The 15,298-nt window shown below is 73.0% G+C and carries 12 protein-coding genes and 1 pseudogene; 8 read left to right on the top strand and 5 right to left on the bottom strand.

Going from position 1 to position 15,298, the window contains the following annotated elements; translation table 11 throughout:
- Positions 1-225 precede the first annotated feature (225 nt).
- Both J7F03_RS28095 and J7F03_RS28090 read left to right on the top strand, forming a co-directional pair.
- Entirely contained in the window at positions 226-1,959 is a 1,734-nt protein-coding gene (locus J7F03_RS28095) for a glycosyltransferase family 2 protein (protein ID WP_214954293.1), read from the top strand.
- Positions 1,960-1,973: 14 nt separating this feature from the next.
- Positions 1,974-4,991, top strand: coding sequence for an SGNH hydrolase domain-containing protein (locus J7F03_RS28090; protein WP_214954291.1), 3,018 nt, complete (start codon positions 1,974-1,976; stop codon positions 4,989-4,991).
- Positions 4,992-5,051: 60 nt separating this feature from the next.
- Here J7F03_RS28090 and J7F03_RS28085 read toward each other — a convergent pair whose 3' ends face one another.
- Entirely contained in the window at positions 5,052-6,026 is a 975-nt protein-coding gene (locus J7F03_RS28085) for a hypothetical protein (RefSeq protein ID WP_214954289.1), read from the bottom strand.
- A 161-nt stretch (positions 6,027-6,187) separates the two neighbouring features.
- Between J7F03_RS28085 and J7F03_RS28080 the strand changes: the two genes are divergently transcribed.
- Positions 6,188-6,916, top strand: coding sequence for an SOS response-associated peptidase (locus tag J7F03_RS28080; RefSeq protein ID WP_214954287.1), 729 nt, complete (start codon positions 6,188-6,190; stop codon positions 6,914-6,916).
- Positions 6,917-7,288: 372 nt separating this feature from the next.
- Positions 7,289-9,121, top strand: coding sequence for an IPT/TIG domain-containing protein (locus tag J7F03_RS42105; RefSeq protein WP_214954285.1), 1,833 nt, complete (start codon positions 7,289-7,291; stop codon positions 9,119-9,121).
- 94 nt (positions 9,122-9,215) lie between these two features.
- On the opposite strand, the gene J7F03_RS28070 is transcribed toward J7F03_RS42105, so the two are convergent.
- Positions 9,216-10,589, bottom strand: coding sequence for an MFS transporter (locus J7F03_RS28070; RefSeq protein WP_214954283.1), 1,374 nt, complete (start codon positions 10,587-10,589; stop codon positions 9,216-9,218).
- A complete protein-coding gene (locus tag J7F03_RS28065; protein ID WP_214954281.1) occupies positions 10,586-11,230 on the bottom strand; it encodes a helix-turn-helix transcriptional regulator in 645 nt (214 codons plus the stop codon). The genes J7F03_RS28070 and J7F03_RS28065 overlap by 4 nt, the downstream gene beginning before the upstream one ends.
- Before the next feature lie 559 nt (positions 11,231-11,789).
- On the opposite strand from J7F03_RS28065, the gene J7F03_RS42100 reads away from it, so the two are divergent.
- The 4 genes and pseudogenes from J7F03_RS42100 (at position 11,790) to J7F03_RS28045 (ending at position 14,547) form a co-directional block, all read left to right on the top strand.
- The gene (locus J7F03_RS42100; protein ID WP_308379998.1) at positions 11,790-12,194 is read left to right on the top strand and encodes an STAS domain-containing protein; all 405 of its coding nucleotides are present in this window, start codon (positions 11,790-11,792) and stop codon (positions 12,192-12,194) included.
- Between the two features lie 635 nt (positions 12,195-12,829).
- Positions 12,830-13,237 (top strand): DUF5133 domain-containing protein, encoded by a 408-nt coding sequence (locus tag J7F03_RS28055; protein WP_214954277.1) that lies wholly within the window; start codon positions 12,830-12,832, stop codon positions 13,235-13,237.
- 51 nt (positions 13,238-13,288) lie between these two features.
- Positions 13,289-13,396: pseudogene (locus J7F03_RS42765) on the top strand (Hsp70 family protein); the annotation flags it as partial.
- A 197-nt stretch (positions 13,397-13,593) separates the two neighbouring features.
- Positions 13,594-14,547 (top strand): NmrA/HSCARG family protein, encoded by a 954-nt coding sequence (locus tag J7F03_RS28045; protein WP_214954275.1) that lies wholly within the window; start codon positions 13,594-13,596, stop codon positions 14,545-14,547.
- A gap of 38 nt (positions 14,548-14,585) precedes the next feature.
- Here J7F03_RS28045 and J7F03_RS28040 read toward each other — a convergent pair whose 3' ends face one another.
- Both J7F03_RS28040 and J7F03_RS28035 read right to left on the bottom strand, forming a co-directional pair.
- Entirely contained in the window at positions 14,586-14,834 is a 249-nt protein-coding gene (locus tag J7F03_RS28040; RefSeq protein ID WP_214954273.1) for a DUF6213 family protein, read from the bottom strand.
- Between the two features lie 38 nt (positions 14,835-14,872).
- Positions 14,873-15,295 (bottom strand): CBS domain-containing protein, encoded by a 423-nt coding sequence (locus J7F03_RS28035; RefSeq protein WP_214954271.1) that lies wholly within the window; start codon positions 15,293-15,295, stop codon positions 14,873-14,875.
- Positions 15,296-15,298 lie beyond the last annotated feature (3 nt).

Here is a 15,298-nt window from a genome sequence, read left to right as displayed (position 1 = left end):
CGGTCACGCAAGTCTTTCAGGTCCGTTCACCCCCACGTGACCTGCGTCTTCCCGGCGGGACGGGGCACGGCCGGTCGAATGGGCGCTCAAGAGGTCTGGACCACATGAGACGCGCCAATCCCGTGGCTCATTCGGCCTGTTGGCCGTCCCGCAACAAATGGTCTATACCTTTGGCGCTATGGTGGCCACCTGACACGGACGCATAAAACAGCCGTGGGGGACTTTATGACCTTTCATCATCTTCCGCAACCGCCTTCTGACGAAGAGCTCTACTGGTACTTCGGCCCGCAACGACGCTGGGTCCTCATCAGCACCTCGCTCGCCTTCGTCTTCACCGCGGCGACCATGTTCACCTTCGCGCTGCGGACCCCGGCCCTGTGGGCCTTCCTCGCCGTCCTCGGGCTCAACGTCGTCGCCCTCGCCCTCTCCTCGGTGAACAGCCTGCGCCAGCGCCGGCTGACCCGGCCCTCGCACGAAGTACTCGTACACGCCTGGCAGCCCGCCCGACTACCCGACGTGGACCTGTACTTGCCGACCTGCGGCGAACCGCTCCCCGTCCTGGCCAACGCCTACCGCGCCGTCGCGGCCGTCGACTGGCCCGGCGCACTGACCACTTGGGTCCTGGACGACGCCGACCGGCCCGAAGTCGCCGCGCTGGCCGCCTCGTACGGCTACGAGTACGTCGTACGCCCGGACCGGGGACACCTGAAGAAAGCCGGCAACCTCAACCACGCGCTGACCCTGAGCGGCGCCGAGTTCATCGCCATCCTCGACGCCGACTTCGCACCCCGGGCGGACTTCCTGCGCCATCTCGTCCCGTACTTGTCCGACCCCGCCGTCGGCATCGTGCAGAGCCCGCAGTGCTTCGACACCGACGAGACCATGGGCTGGATCCAGCGGGCCGCGGGCTCCGCCCAGGAGTGGTTCTTCCGCTGGATCCAGCCGTCCCGGGACGCGAGCGACGCCGCCATCTGCTGCGGCAGCAACGCCGTCTACCGGCGCAGCGCCATCGACCTGGCCGGCGGCTTCGCCCGCCTCGACCACAGCGAGGACCTGTACACCGGACTCGCCCTGCACGAACAGGGGTTCCGCACCCTGTACGTACCGGTGTTGGTCGCCAAGGGCACCTCCCCCGACGAAGTCACCTCCTTCGTCAACCAGCAGTACCGGTGGGCGATGGGCAACCTCCACCTGCTCGGCACCCCGGTACTGCGGCGGATGGGCGCGCCCTGGCGGATGCGACTGTGCTTCTACGAGGGCGTCGTCGGCTACCTGGCCGCCGCCGTGAACACCTTCGCGGCTCCGCTGCCGCCCCTGGTGATGATGTTCTGGTACCCGGACGACATCCGGCCCTGGCACGTCCTGCCGTTGCTCGCCCCGCTATGGCTCTGGCACGTGCTGCTGCCGCGGATCAGCCGGACCCGCTGGCGGGTGGAGGTGATCCGGGCGAACGTCCTGACGAGCGTCGCCGCCGCCACCGCGTTCCTGCACACACTGCGCGGCCGCAGCGCCGACTGGGTGCCCACCGGCACCCGGAGCTCAGCCTCCCGCGGCGGGATGGCCCGCCAGGTGGTGGGCGTCTCGCTGCTCTGGCTCGTCCTCTCCAACGGCGCGGCCGCCGCGGGTCTCGCGCTGGCCGTGGCACGCAACGGCTGGGAGCCCAACTGGGGCCTGCTCCTCTACTTCCTGGTGCAGTGCCACATCAATGGTCCGCTGATCCGCGACCTGATCACCGAGTTCCGCCCGGCGGCGTCCTCCGAGCGTACGGACACCACTGACGGGGTCGACCCGGCTCCGGCCGCCGTCCGCCGGCGCACCGGTGTACGGGCGTTCCCGCGCCCCCGCAGCGGCGTGCTGCCCCGCCGCTGGCCCGAAACCCTCGCGGCCTCGGCGATCCTCCTGCTCACCGGCCTGCTGGCATCCGGGTGGGTCAACCCCATGCTTCCCTGGCTGAGTTGAAAGGCTTCACAAACATGCCGTTCCCCATGGCGCCCGGCGCGCGCCGCAACCGAGGGCGCGACAGCACCCCGCCGCCCGGTCCCCCGACGTCCCCGTCGCGCTCCGGCGGCGAGTCCGGACCCAGCCCGCACCGGTCCGCCTTCCGGCCCGACATCGAGGGACTGCGCGCCGTCGCCGTCCTCGCGGTCCTCGCCTTCCACGCCGGGATTCCGGGGCTCGCGGGCGGCTTCGTCGGCGTGGACGTGTTCTTCGTCGTCTCCGGCTACCTCATCACCGGCCTCCTCGTCCGGGAGGCGGTCACCACGGGGCGGATCCGGCTCCTGGACTTCTTCTCCCGGCGGGCGCGAAGGCTCCTGCCGTCCGCCGCCGTCGTGCTCGGCGCGGTGGCCATGGCCGGAGCCTGGCTGACCGTACCGTTGCGCCGCGCCGGCCTGGAGCAGGACGTCGTCGCGGCGGCCCTCTCCGCCGCCAACTGGCGGTTCATCGCCCAGCAGACCGACTACCTCGCCGCCGGACACGACCAGAGCCCGCTGCTGCACTTCTGGTCCCTCGCCGTCGAGGAGCAGTTCTACCTCCTCTGGGCACCGATGCTCGCCTTGATCGTGCTCGGCGCGGCCCGGGCGGTGCGCCGTGGCCGTGCCGTACGCTCCGCCGTGGCACTGGCCGCCGTACCGCTGGTCCTCGGGTCGTTCGCACTGTCCCTGCGCTGGACGGACCACTCCGCCTCGCTCGCCTACCTCGCGACGCCTTCGCGCGTCTGGCAGTTCGGCGTCGGCGCGCTCCTCGCCCTGCTGCCCTGGCACCTCATGCGCGGTCCCAGGCCGCTGCGGCTGCTGTGCGGGTGGGCCGGGGGCGCGGCGATCGTCTGGTGCGCCGTGTCGTACGGCACCTCCACCCCCTACCCCGGCTACGCGGCCCTCGTGCCGACCCTGGCCACCGCTGCCGTCATCCTCGCCGCGATACCCGGCCGGGGCGAGCACAGCGCGATGGGTGCCTACGGAGTCGGCCGGCTGCTGGCGGGCCGGGCGCCCCGGGCGGTGGGGCGGCTCTCCTACAACCTCTACCTGTGGCACTGGCCGGTGCTCGTCCTCGCCGAGGCCCGTTTCGGCACCCAGGGCTGGCCGGCGAAGGCAGCGCTCACACTGGGCGCCGTACTGCCCGCCTACGCCACCATGCGCTGGGTCGAGCAGCCGCTGCGCCGCAGCCGCACCGTCTCCGAACTCCCGCGCCGTGGCCTGTCGGTGGGTGTCACGGCCGTCGTGCTGCCCGTCGTGCTCGCGCTCGTGGTGGGCACCACCACGCTGAACCTGCTGGGTCCGGCCACGCCGGTCGAGCTGAACGGCCTTCCCCCGGGCGCCGCCTCCGGCCCGCACCTGCTCGCCCGGACCGCGGGGGCGCCGCTGGGCGACGGCCCCGTCGTACCCGGCCCCGCCCAGGCACGCAAGGACTTCCCGCCGGACGGGGCCTGCGAGGTCGCCCCTGCCGTGACCCGCAGCCCGGACTGCCTGTTCGGCGCGGTGGACAGCCCGGACCGGATCGTGCTGCTCGGCGACTCGCACGCCGGCCAGTGGTTCTCCGCGATGCTGGCCATGGCCTCGCAACGTGGCTGGGCGCTCCAGGAGTTGGTGAAGCAGGGCTGCCCGCTGCCACAACTGGCCGTGGACAGCCCCCAACTCGGCCGCGCCTACCGGGAGTGCGACACGTGGCGGGCCGACACCCTGGACCGGCTGCGGCACCAGCCCACACCCCGCCTCATCGTGATCGCCTCGCTCAACCGCTACACCGCGGACCCCGAACTGCCGGCCGCCGGCTGGGAGAAGACCCTCGAGGCGCTGCGGGAGATCGGCGCACCGATCGTCTACATCGAGGACACTCCCGTGCCCGGCACGGACGTCCCCGCCTGTGTCTCCGGCAGCCCCGAATCGCCCGCCGCCTGCGCGTTCAGCCGTACGAACTCCCAGCAGCCCGATCCGCTGGCGCGGCGGATCGCCTCCGGCGCGCTGCCCGGCGTACTCGGCGTCAGCGTGAACCCGGTCCTGTGCCCGGGTGACGGCCCGACCTGCCCGGCGGTACTGGACCGCATCCTGCTCTACCGGGACGACGCCCACCTGACCAATGTCGCGGCCGTCGTCCTGACCCCCCGGCTCGAGCGGCTGCTCACCGAATCCGGGGCGCTGCCCGCTGTGACCGCCTCCGGGACGCCCGGGGCGGCGGGGTGGACCCGGATGCTGCGGGACGACTTCGACGGCCCCGCGGGCAGCCGTCCTTCCGCCGTCAACTGGATTCACGACATCGGCACTTGCTACCCGGGCTGCCCCGCACCCCAGTGGGGCACCGGCGAGGTCGAGACCATGACCGACGCGAGCGAGAACGTCCGTCTCGACGGCAAGGGAGTGCTGGAGATCGTCCCCACCCGCACGGACGGCCGGTGGAGTTCGGGACGCATCGAGACCAGGCGCTCCGACTTCGCACCGCCCCCCGGCGGGACGCTGCGCATCGAGGCCTCGATCGCGCTGCCCGGCGTGACGGGCGCGAAGGCGGCGGGCTACTGGCCGGCGTTCTGGACCCTCGGGGCGCCGCTGCGCGACGGGTACACGGGCTGGCCCGGCGTCGGGGAACTCGATGTCATGGAGTCCGTCAACGGCCGGGACAGCGTCTTCGCGACCATGCACTGCGGGATCCTCCAGGGCGGCCCCTGCCAGGAACCGGCGGGCCTGAGCTCGGGCCCGCAGCCGTGCGACGGCTGCCGCTCGGGATTCCACTCCTACGCCGTCGAGGTCGACCTCTCCCCCGGCGCCGAGGAGGTGCGCTGGTACCTGGACGGCCGCGTGCACCACCGGGTGGCCGCGTCCCGGATGGACCCCGAGACCTGGAAACGGGCGGTGGACCACGGACTGTTCCTGATCCTCAACGTCGCCATCGGCGGCAGCCTCCCCCTCGCCGACGGCGCCGCCCCGGGCCCGGACACCGAACCGGGCCACCCGATGCGGGTCGACGACGTCACCGTCTCCAGTCGGGCACGACCCGTCTAGCCTGTCGCAGCACTGGAAGGCCTCGGGGCCGAGCAGCACTCCGGCCGGGTTCCGCGCGCTTCAGTCCTCGCCCCGGTCCAGCTCCTCGAGCCGACGCGCAGCGCTCTCCACCGCCCGCAGGGCCTTGGCCCGCTCCTGGCCGGCCTGGCGGTGGAGGCGCTTCGCTTCCCGCGCCGCTCGCTGGGCTTCTTCCACCCGTTGCCGCAGGGTGGTGAGTTCGTCGCGCAGCGCGGCCGCGTCGCCCTCGGCCCGGTCCCGGGCTGCTGCCGCCTCGGCGAGGCGCTCCTCAGCGCGTCGCAGTTCCTCCGAGGCGTCGGCTTGTTCGCGGGCGGCTGCCAGCCGGGCCCGGCGCTTCTCGGCGGCCCGCCGGGCCACCTGGTCCTCGTGGTCGTCCGCCGCCTGCGCGGCAGCGGCATCCGTGCGGCGTGGTGCGGGAGCGTCAGGCGGGGGTGCGGCGGACGAGCGGTGGGATGCCGGAGCGGCAGGCGGGGGTGCGGCGCCCGGGGCCGGCTCCAGGCCGTCGAACCCGACCGCCCCGGTCGGCGCCTTCACCATGCGGCCGGCCGCCCACTGGAGGGCCGCGTCCTCATCGGCCAGCACCCAGCGGAAGAGCTGCTCGATCTCCCACATCACCGTCTCCCGGAGCGGCTCTCCCGCCCCGGCCGCGAGCTGTACCGTCTCCCGGCGCAGCGTACCGATCACCCGGTGCTGCTCGTGCGTCAGCGCTCGCAGCTGCGCGCCGTCCAGCTCCCGGTGGGCACGGCGCAGCTCCGTGCCGAGGCGCAGCAGCGCCTCGGCCTGGTCGGGATGGGTCCGGGCCAGCAGGTTCGCCGCCCACACGGCCAGCCTCGGTTTGCGCAGCCGTCCGATCGCCGCCGCCGCGTCGTTGTCCTTCTCCCGGCGGGCCCGGGCCACGTACGCGTCGCGGGCCGCGGTGAACTCCACCGGCTTCAGCCCGTACAACTCGAAGATCACCGCGTCCACGTCCATGGCCACCACCATGCCCCGCGCCGTGGCCGCGCGCCGCCCCGCCACGTCGCCTCCCGCCCATGTCCGTCCCCGATGTCCGTCCCCGATGTCCCTCTCCCTGTCCGTCTCCGTACTCCGCACCGCTCGCGGACCTGACGAGGCCGGCGGCGACCCGGACCGGCGCGCTCAGCCCGACCTGGCGCGGGAAGGGTGCGAGAGTGGAGAGCATGTGCGGCCGATACGCCTCCTCCCGGGCACCGAAAGACCTCGCGGGCATCTTCGACGCCCTGCTCGACCCAGAGCGCGTCCTCGGACCCTCGTGGAACGTCGCGCCCACCGACGAGGTGTGGGCGGTCCTGGAACGCGCCGCCCGGGACACCGGCGAGCTCCAGCGGCGGCTGCGCCCGATCCGGTGGGGGCTGGTGCCGTCCTGGGCCAAGGACCCGTCGGTGGGATCGCGGATGATCAACGCGAGGGTGGAGACCGTCCACGAGAAGCCGGCTTTCCGGCGAGCCCTGGCCAAACGCCGGTGCCTGCTGCCCGCGGACGGCTTCTACGAGTGGGTCGCCGTGCCGGCCACCGCATCGGCCAAGGCCTACAAGCAGCCGTACTTCATCCAGCCCGAAGGCGGCTCCGTGATGGCGATGGCCGGACTGTACGAGTTCTGGCGCGACCCGGCCGTCGCCGACCAGGACGACCCGGCGGCCTGGCTCACCACGGCCACGATCATCACCACCGAAGCCACCGACGCGGCCGGCCGCATCCACCCGCGGATGCCCCTCGCCCTCGACCCGGGCGACTACGAGGCCTGGCTCGACCCGTCCCACCAGGACACGACGGACCTCCGCGCCCTCCTCCACACCCCCGCCGACGGCCGCCTCACGGTGACCGCGGTATCCACGGCCGTCAACAGCGTCCGCAACAACGACCCCCACCTCCTCGACCCCGCGACCTGACGACGCGGCCGTTCGAGGGTCGCGGACCCGGCGGCGGGGAACTCGCGGTCGGGCCGACGACCATCGGGAACACGCCCGGCGGCTCGCCTCCGCTCGGACATTCGTACGACCGCGGTGGCCGGTTCGGCGTTTCCCGGCATGTTCGGCACGACGATCCGGCATTCGCCGCCCGCCACGCGCCGCTCGCTGCGATGCTTCCGCCGGTATGACCGGGCCGTTGCCCTTCCGACGAGTCCTGGGATACCGGCGAACGGACGGGCCGTCGTACGAAGCGGCGCGCTCCGGTTCGCCGTACTGGAGCGTCCGGCCGCGGCTTCCCAGGAGTTTTCGCCTCCGGCCACTGCCGGGCGGAGGCGAGAGGGGGAGACTTCGATGTCTTCGACTGCTGTGTTACACGGGCCGCGCACCCGGTGGCGCTACCGGCTGCTGGCGGTGGCCGCGTCGTCCACGCTGGCCGCGGGCGGCCTGACCGTACTGGCGACTTCGGCGTCGGCGGACGGGGTGTGCGCCGCCCCGGTCGTGGCGGGTGCCACCACCACGATCACCTGCTCGGCGGGCGGTACCGGCAGCGTCACCGTGCCCGACGGCGTCTCGAGCGGTGTGGTGACCCTCGACGGCGCCGGCGGCGGGAACTCCGGGGACGGCACTTCGGGCGGCAAGGGCGCGCACCTCGTCGCGACCGTCCCCGCCACGCCCGGGCAGACGTTCAACGTCACCGTCGGCAGACGTGGCGCCAACGCCGCCGCGAGCACGCAGTTCGGCGTGCCCGGGTTCGGCGGGGCCCTGGTAGCGGTGACCACCGCCACCAACGCGCCCCTGTTGACCGCCGGTTCGGGCGGCGGAGCGGGCGGTCCGGGCATCGGCTCCCCCGCCTACCGGGGGGCGGCCGGCGGTGACAGCGGCGGCGCGGGCGCCGACGGCAACGGCATGGTCCCCGACGCCCAGGGCGGTACGGGCGGAGGCCCGGGCACCGACATCGCCGGCGGGACCCCCGGAATCGGAGGGCCCGGCGCGGACAACGAGGGCCCGAACGGTTCCCCGGGCGCCTACCCGAACGGTCCCGGCGGCGCCGCCGCCCAGGGCGTTTTCAGTCCGACGGGCGCCGGCGGGCGCGGCGGAGCCGGGTACGGCGGCGGCGGCCGTGGCGGAGCCGGCGGCAGATACGGCGCCACCGGTGGTGGCGGCGGAGGCGGAGGCGGAGGATCCAGCCTGGTCTCCGGGACGGTACCCGGCTCCCCCGTCACCCTGACCGAAGGGGCCAACACCGGAGACGGCCGGATCGTGTTCGCCTTCACCCGGAACGCACCCACGGTCACCGGCATCGGCCCTGACACCGGAGTCGCGGCCGGCGGCACGGTGGTGACGGTCACGGGCACCGGTCTTGCGGGCGCCACCATCACCTTCGGCCCGGGCAACCCCGCCACCAACGTCACCTGCACCACGACCTCGTGCACGGCCACCTCACCGGCCGGAACCGGGACGGTCGACGTCCAGGCCACGACCCCCGGCGGCAGCAGCGCCCTCTCCCCCGCCGGCCGGTACTCCTACATTCCGGTGCCGGTGGTGACCTCGCTCAGCCCGTCCGCCGGCACGACGGACGGCGGCGCCGTCGTCACGGTCAACGGCACCGGCCTGAGCGGCGCCACCGCGCTCACCTTCGGCCCCGGCAACCCGGCGACCGGCCTCTCCTGCACCCCCACCACGTGCACCGCCACCGCACCCGCCCATGCCGCGGGCCCCGTCGACGTCCAGGTCACCACGCCCGGCGGCACCAGCGCCGCGGTCGGCGCGGGCCGGTACACGTACCAGGTCCCGCCCGCCGACATCGACGTCGACCTGACGGCCCAGCCGAATCTGAGCCTGCTGGTCCCCTACCTCACCTACACCCTGACCGCCCGCAACACCGGCCCCGGCACGGTCACCTCGGCCACGCTCACCGCCGGCCTGCCGCCGGGCTCGTCCGCCACCGGCCTGTCCCCGGGATGCACCAGCAGCGGGACCACCGTGACCTGCGTCTACGGCACCATCGCCACCGGCAGCAGTTCCGCCAAGACGTTCCGCGTACCGCTGCACCTGCTCTCCCTGGGCAAGATCTCGGTCACCGGCACCCGTACGGTGTCCGCGCCGGGCGACCCCAACCCGCTCAACGACAGCGCGACCGCCACCTGCACGGCCGTCTCCGTCCTCCTGGTCACCTGCCCCTGACCCACCCCGCCCGACACCGACCAGGCACCCCCCACGCGGTACGCGCCGGCCCGCCTCCCCCGGAAGGCGGGCCTTCGCTCGCCGCGAGCGAAGGCTATTGACCGGCGTGGTGACGAGGGGGATCGGAGGCAACGGTGATCGGGGAGGACGACGCGGTGTGTGGTGCGGGCGTGTCCGCGGGATCCGGGGGTATGGGTCCGCCGCGGTGCATCCACAGGAGGGCTCCCGCGAGCAGTACGGCGCCTCCCAGCAGCCAGGGCAGCGGGCCTGCCGGCAGGAGACTGACGATCAGGCCGGTGGCGGCTCCCGTCAGTTGCAGGGTGAGGGACTGCACCGACAGTGCGGTGGCCCGGCCCGCGCTGGGGACGCGGCGGTGCAGGATGTCGTTCTCACTCGGTCCCGCCGCGCCGAGGCCGAGGTAGACCAGGCCGTAGCCGATGACCGCGAGGATCATGGAGCCCGCTCCCGCGGCGGCCGCGGTGGCGCCGAGCAGCAGCAGGCCGCTCGCGCTGGTGCCGAGGCTCATCATGACGGCGCGCTCGCCGCTTCCCGCGAGCCGGGCGGTCAGTGGTGCGAGGTGGCCGCCGATGGCGGAGCAGACGAATCCGGCGCAGGCGAGTGCGGCGAAGAGCACCGCGCCCGACCCGGACGCACCGGTGAGCGCCGCGGCACGGCCCGGTGTGAGCAGTTCGATCGCGGCGAGGGCGCTGCCGGCGGCCCCCGCGCTGAGGAGGATCCGGCGGACCAGCGCGTCGCGTGCGCCCAGGCGCAGTCCGTCCGCGACGGTGCCCGGGATGCCTCGGAGTACGTCGCGCAGGGTGGCCGTCGGCCGGGGCGGCTCCCGTAGGGCGGTCAAGACGTAGAGCACGAAGGCGATCTCGACGGCCGCGCCCAGGAGCGGCGGGGCGGAAAGGGGCAGCACCAGTCCGGAAGTCGCTTCGCTCAGGCGGGCGCCGAGGTCGGGGCCGAGGCCGAGCAACCAGGGAAGGGCGCCGCCGAGCAGGGTACCCGCGGCGAGCGCGGCGGATGTCGCGGAGGAGCCGCGGGCCAGTCCGGTGCGCAGTTCGGTGTCCGGGCCGGAGTGCGCGTGGACGGTGTCGACGTACCAGGCTTCGGCCGGCCCGCTGGACAGGGCACGGCCTGCTCCCATGAGAGCCATGCCGAGTCCGAGCAGCCAGCCGGTCGTGCCCAGGCCGACGAGGGTCAGGGCGGTCAGGTTCAGGAGGCCGGCGGCGGCCAGGACGGCGCGGCGCCCCAGGACGTCGGACAGTCCTCCGGTGGGCAGTTCCAGAGCGGCGGCGGTGAGGGAGTGCGCGGCGAAGAAGCCCGCGATGGCCGTCATGGCCATGCCGCGCTCGGTGAACAGCAGGATCAGGGGTGCGATGGTCAGTCCCAGCGGCAGCCAGAACAGGGCGCAGACCGTGACGTAGCGGCGGCGTGCGGTGCGTATGTCCAGCGGCCCGGTCACGAGGCGTCCTCCGCTTCCGTCGCCGCGGGGGTGGAGGTTTCCGGTTCCGCGCCGGCGTCGCGTGGGGCCAGTGGCAGCCCGGCGGTGAGGAGCATGACGTGCGCGGCGCGCGGATCCTCCGCATCGCGGGTGGTCAGTTCCCGCAGTTTCCGGTCGATCACTTCCCAGAGTTCGGTGAGTGACTCGGGGGTCAGACGGGGCATCAGGTCGCTGATTCCGGAGGGCTCCACCCACTCCCGGCCGAGCCGCCCGTCGGCTAGGTCGGCCTCGTGCCGGACGAGGGAGGCCTCCAGGTGCTCGATCTGAGCCCTGCGCGACAGGCTGACCCAGGCGCGGCTGCCCGGTGTGGCCTCCATGGCCTTGTTGCTCCAGGAGGTCACGGAGTGCACCGCCTGCCAGCGGCGCTCCCGCCCGTCACGGTTCTCGGCCTCGACGACGAACGCGTACTTCGCCAGCACCCGCAGGTGATAGCTGGTGGAGGCGGACGACTCCCCGGTCCTGACCGCCAGTTCGCTCGCGGTGGCCGGTCCGTCCAGCCGCAGCATCCCGAGCAGCCGGATACGCAGAGGGTGCGTAAGGGCCTTCAGGGCTGGTGCGTCCCGCTCGGGATCGAGTACGCGTTGCTGCTCTTCGCTGACCATGACGGGAGGGTAGAACGCCTCATAGACTTTCCAAAAGTATTTTTGCAGAAATTCTTTGGGAAAGTTGGGCGGCGAGACCCGTGATGGCGCCTCCGGCCGTCGTCAGGGGCGCTCGGCAAGGTCGTGGCCAGTCGACCGGGGTACGTGTCGCGCCGGGCACCCGCCCGCGTCCGCCGCCGGGTCCGGGCCCGCGTCCGGTGCGGTATCGATCGGCTCCTGACGGCCGCGCATGACGGGCCGGCCGTGCGGCGTCGGGCACATTGGTGCAAGACGTCGGGTGCGTTCGGCAGTCCCCGAGAGGACGCACCCACGTCGTGCCCCGTCGGCACCCGACACCCTCCCCCGTTGCCCGGGCATGGCGTGCGGCTGCCTCACGGGCAGTCGCGGGGCCGGCCCGCGGCGGGCGGCCGACGCACGGACCCGCTCGCCAGTTCGATCTCCCGAGGTCACGGCCCGCGCCCGTTCCTGGCGTGCCGTACCGCGGCCTGGCCATGGCCCGAGCGAGGATAGGGAGCCTCAGACCCGGGACCCCGGCCGGGCCGTGACAGAGAGGGGCACCGTGACCGCTACGTTCACCACCGAGACCGAGCGCCGCGGAAATACCGTACTGATCAGTTTCATCGGAAACCTGGACGCCGCCGCCGCACCGGCGCTGCACCAGGCCTTGCGGGACATCACCGCCGACATCGCCGTCCTGATGGTCGACCTGCACCACGTGCCGTGCATGGATACCACCGGCCTGCTCCTCCTCCTGGACCTGCACCGGCGCGCCGAATGCCTCGGCCTGCGCGTCCTGGCCGTCGGCTGGCAGGCGCAACCCCAGCAGCTCATGGCCGCCGTCGCCGGTATCCCCGGGCCCGGCTCCTCGACCGGCGAGCGCTACGCCTTGGCCGGCTTCCGTCACCTGATCGAAGGCCGCGCCGAACGCGCACGCGCCCTTGACCTCGAGGCCGTCCGCACCTGACCGGCAGCCGCCGCCCCACGCGAGGTGCGGCCCAGCGGCGTCGGGCGTGTTTCCCCCGCCGGAGGAAGGGCAGCCGCCACAGAGACTCCCGAGAAGGACGAGGAGACGAGGAGGCGGCCATGGACGAGCAGGGCGGTGCCGGAGGCGTACCTCCGGCAGACGGACACGGCTCCCGGTCCAAAGCGCGGCGCGACCCGCGCCGCGACGAACGACGGACGGACGCCGCCGACACGGACGAGGCCAGTCGCCTCGACCGGCCGAGTCGCACGCCGGACCCGCGGACCGGGCGCAAGCACTGGACGAGTCCACAGGACGAAGGGGACGGGGGAGAAGCGCAACGGAAGCGGTGAGCGGGGCGCGCATCCTTACTACGGACAGGACGTCCGCGAAACACCTCGCCCGCCGCTGCGGCCGGCCCCCATGCGGGCACCCCACGCGGACCGCGGTCGGGGCTCCCCGGATGGGGTGTGCCGGGCGCCGGGACGGGGGCATACCTTCCGTACCCGCCCACGCCCGATCGCTCCCTGCGGCCTTGGATCGAAGGAATCTCCATGTCTCACACAGCCGATGTCCAGGGCTCTCCGGGCAGACCCCTTCTCGCGCGGCCGACGGCCGCGTTGGCCGTGGGGATGCTGATGGCCACGACACCGTGCTCCGTCCGCGACGCGGAACGGATCCTGGCAACGGCCGCCGACCTCGCCAACGTGAACGTGCTGGACATGGCGGCGGCGATGACCGCCGGACCTGGCGGTACGCCGGTGCCGGTGCGGCTGGAACGAGCCCTGCGCCACGCCATCAGGGCTGCGCGGACCCCGCTGCGGCCGAAGACGGCACGGACCGGAGTCCTGCCGAGCCGCACACGGGCCGAAGAGGTCCTCTCGCGCCTTCGTGGCTGCCAGGCACGCCTGGCAGCCACCCCCTCGGACCCTGGCGCCCTGCGAGCCATGGACGACGCGGCCTACACGCTGTGCGTCCTCATGGACCGCCCCACCGCGCACGAGGCCGTGCTGGCGGCGGAGGAGCTCCTGGCGACACCAGCCTGAACCGCGCCGCGGCTCACCCTGGCCTCGCGCCGCCGGGTCATCCGCCGTCCTGAGCTGAAGCGCGACGCCGAGGCGTACCTGGGCGAGGACGTCACGGACGCCGTCGTCACCGTTCCGGCCTATCTCTACGCCCAGGTACGCAGGATTCGGGCGGCGGAGCCGGACCGGGGGCGCGCCGGCCGCAGGACGAGGACCATGGTGAGGACGTCGTCGACGCCGAGAACGTCGACGAGGACAGCCGCGACGGGGAGCCGAGATGAACCACTCGCACGGTGCGACGGCCCCGGGCGCCGGGGCGAGCCCCGGTCCGCGGGAGGAGCTCCAGCTCGAATCGGGAACGTATGTGAGGTGAGGACATGGCTGCGAAGCGCGTCATAACGGTGTTCGGTGCGACCGACCGGCAGGGCGGCTCCCTGGTACGGGCGATCCTGGCCGACCGGGACGGTGAATTCACCGTCCGGGCCATCACCCGCCACCCGGACTCCGATCCTGCGCGGGAGCTGGAACGGCTCGGGGCGGAAGTGGTCCGGGCCGACATGGACGACGAGGGCTCCCTGGCGCCGGCATTCGAACATGCGTACGGCGCGTACCTGGTCACCAACTTCTGGGAGCACATGTCGGCGGAGCGGGAGAAGTCCCAGGCGCAGGCGCTGGCCCGGGCCGCCTCGCACGCCGGGGTGCAGCACGCGATCTGGTCCACGCTGGAGGACACCCGCGCGTGCATCCCCCTCGACGACGACCGGATGCCCACGCTCCAGGAGCACTACAAGGTCCCGCAGTTCGACGCCAAGGCCGAGGCCGATCACTTCTTCACCGAGGCGGCCGTACCGACGACCTTCCTGCGGGCCACGTTCCCCTGGGAGAACCTGAGCAGCTCCTTCGGCCCGCAGCGCGACGAGAACGGCGTCCTGCGGCTGTCCTTCCCCATGGGGGACAGCAAGCTCTCCGGCATCGCCGTGGACGATGTCGGCAAGACCGCGCTGGCGGTCTTCGAGCGCGGAACCGACCTCATCGCCGCCACCGTCAGCATCGCCGGCGAACACCTCAAGCTCGCCGACATGGCCGCCGCGCTCACCGAAGCGGTCGGTGAACCGGTGGAATACCACCCGATGTCCCCGGACGCGTTCCGCGCCCAGGGCTTCCCGGGCGCCGAGGAGGCGGGGAACATGTTCCAGTACTACGCGGACTGCGAGCACCAGTTCACCGTCGCTCGCGACCTGGCCGCCGTACGCGAACTCAACCCCGCCCTCCAGGACTTCGCCACGTGGCTCGCCGCGAACCAGGACGACCTGCGCCTCGCCTGGAAATGACCGCGGCGGCTACGGCGCACGCCGGCGGAGCCGGACCGTCACTCGACGCCCTCGACTCCCTCGCCGCGGACCGGCAGGAAGGCGATGCATTCCGCGTCGATCTGGTCGGCGAGCTCCAGCGTCACCTTGGCCAGGCCGAGGGTCGTCGCCGGATCGAGCTCCGCCCCACCCTCGTACACGGAGTGCAGCCAGCTGACGACGAGACGCCGCAGCAGGGACGTGACCTGCTCAGCGGGAACCAGCAGCCGGCCGCTCGTGGTGGAGATCAGTGGTACCGGCGTATTCATGGGGAACCACCTCCGCCGAGCGGCCGAGCGGCCGGGTGTCAGTTGTCGGGCTCCGCGGCCGAGATCGCCGCGAGGGCCGATCCCGGATCCTGTTCGACAGCGAGATCACCGAGGGTGACGATACCGACGAGCTCACCGTCCTCGGTTTGCACGGGCAGGCGCCGCAGCGCGTTGCGGCGCATGATGTCCACGGCATGGTCGACGCCGTCGTCCGGTCCGACGGTGACGGTCTCGGTGCTGCAGACGGCGTACACGGTGGTATCGGCGGGATCCTTGTTCTCGGCGATGGCGCGGATGACGAGGTCCCGGTCGGTGAGGACGCCGCACAGGCGGCCCTCGTCGACGACAAGGACGTCCCCGATGTCGGCATCACGCATCACCCTCGCCGCCTCGGCCAGGGACGTCAGCTTTTCGATGGCCACCGGATGCTCGGTCATCACCTCGTGGACTCGCCGGGTCATGGC

The organism is Streptomyces sp. ISL-43 (genome assembly GCF_018614195.1).
Taxonomy (GTDB): Bacteria; Actinomycetota; Actinomycetes; order Streptomycetales; family Streptomycetaceae; genus Streptomyces.
The sequence above is the reverse complement of the archived record's forward strand: the minus strand, read 5'-3'. Positions and strand labels throughout refer to the sequence as shown.

Bases quoted from the DNA above. Each gene is read 5' to 3' on its own strand.
- J7F03_RS28040 (WP_214954273.1), bottom strand. From the start codon at position 14,834: ATGAATACGCCGGTACCACTGATCTCCACCACGAGCGGCCGGCTGCTG.
- J7F03_RS28045 (WP_214954275.1), top strand. From the start codon at position 13,594: ATGGCTGCGAAGCGCGTCATAACGGTGTTCGGTGCGACCGACCGGCAG.
- J7F03_RS28055 (WP_214954277.1), top strand. From the start codon at position 12,830: ATGGCCACGACACCGTGCTCCGTCCGCGACGCGGAACGGATCCTGGCA.
- J7F03_RS28095 (WP_214954293.1), top strand. From the start codon at position 226: ATGACCTTTCATCATCTTCCGCAACCGCCTTCTGACGAAGAGCTCTAC.
- J7F03_RS28065 (WP_214954281.1), bottom strand. From the start codon at position 11,230: ATGGTCAGCGAAGAGCAGCAACGCGTACTCGATCCCGAGCGGGACGCA.
- J7F03_RS28090 (WP_214954291.1), top strand. From the start codon at position 1,974: ATGCCGTTCCCCATGGCGCCCGGCGCGCGCCGCAACCGAGGGCGCGAC.
- J7F03_RS28080 (WP_214954287.1), top strand. From the start codon at position 6,188: ATGTGCGGCCGATACGCCTCCTCCCGGGCACCGAAAGACCTCGCGGGC.
- J7F03_RS28035 (WP_214954271.1), bottom strand. From the start codon at position 15,295: ATGACCCGGCGAGTCCACGAGGTGATGACCGAGCATCCGGTGGCCATC.
- J7F03_RS42105 (WP_214954285.1), top strand. From the start codon at position 7,289: ATGTCTTCGACTGCTGTGTTACACGGGCCGCGCACCCGGTGGCGCTAC.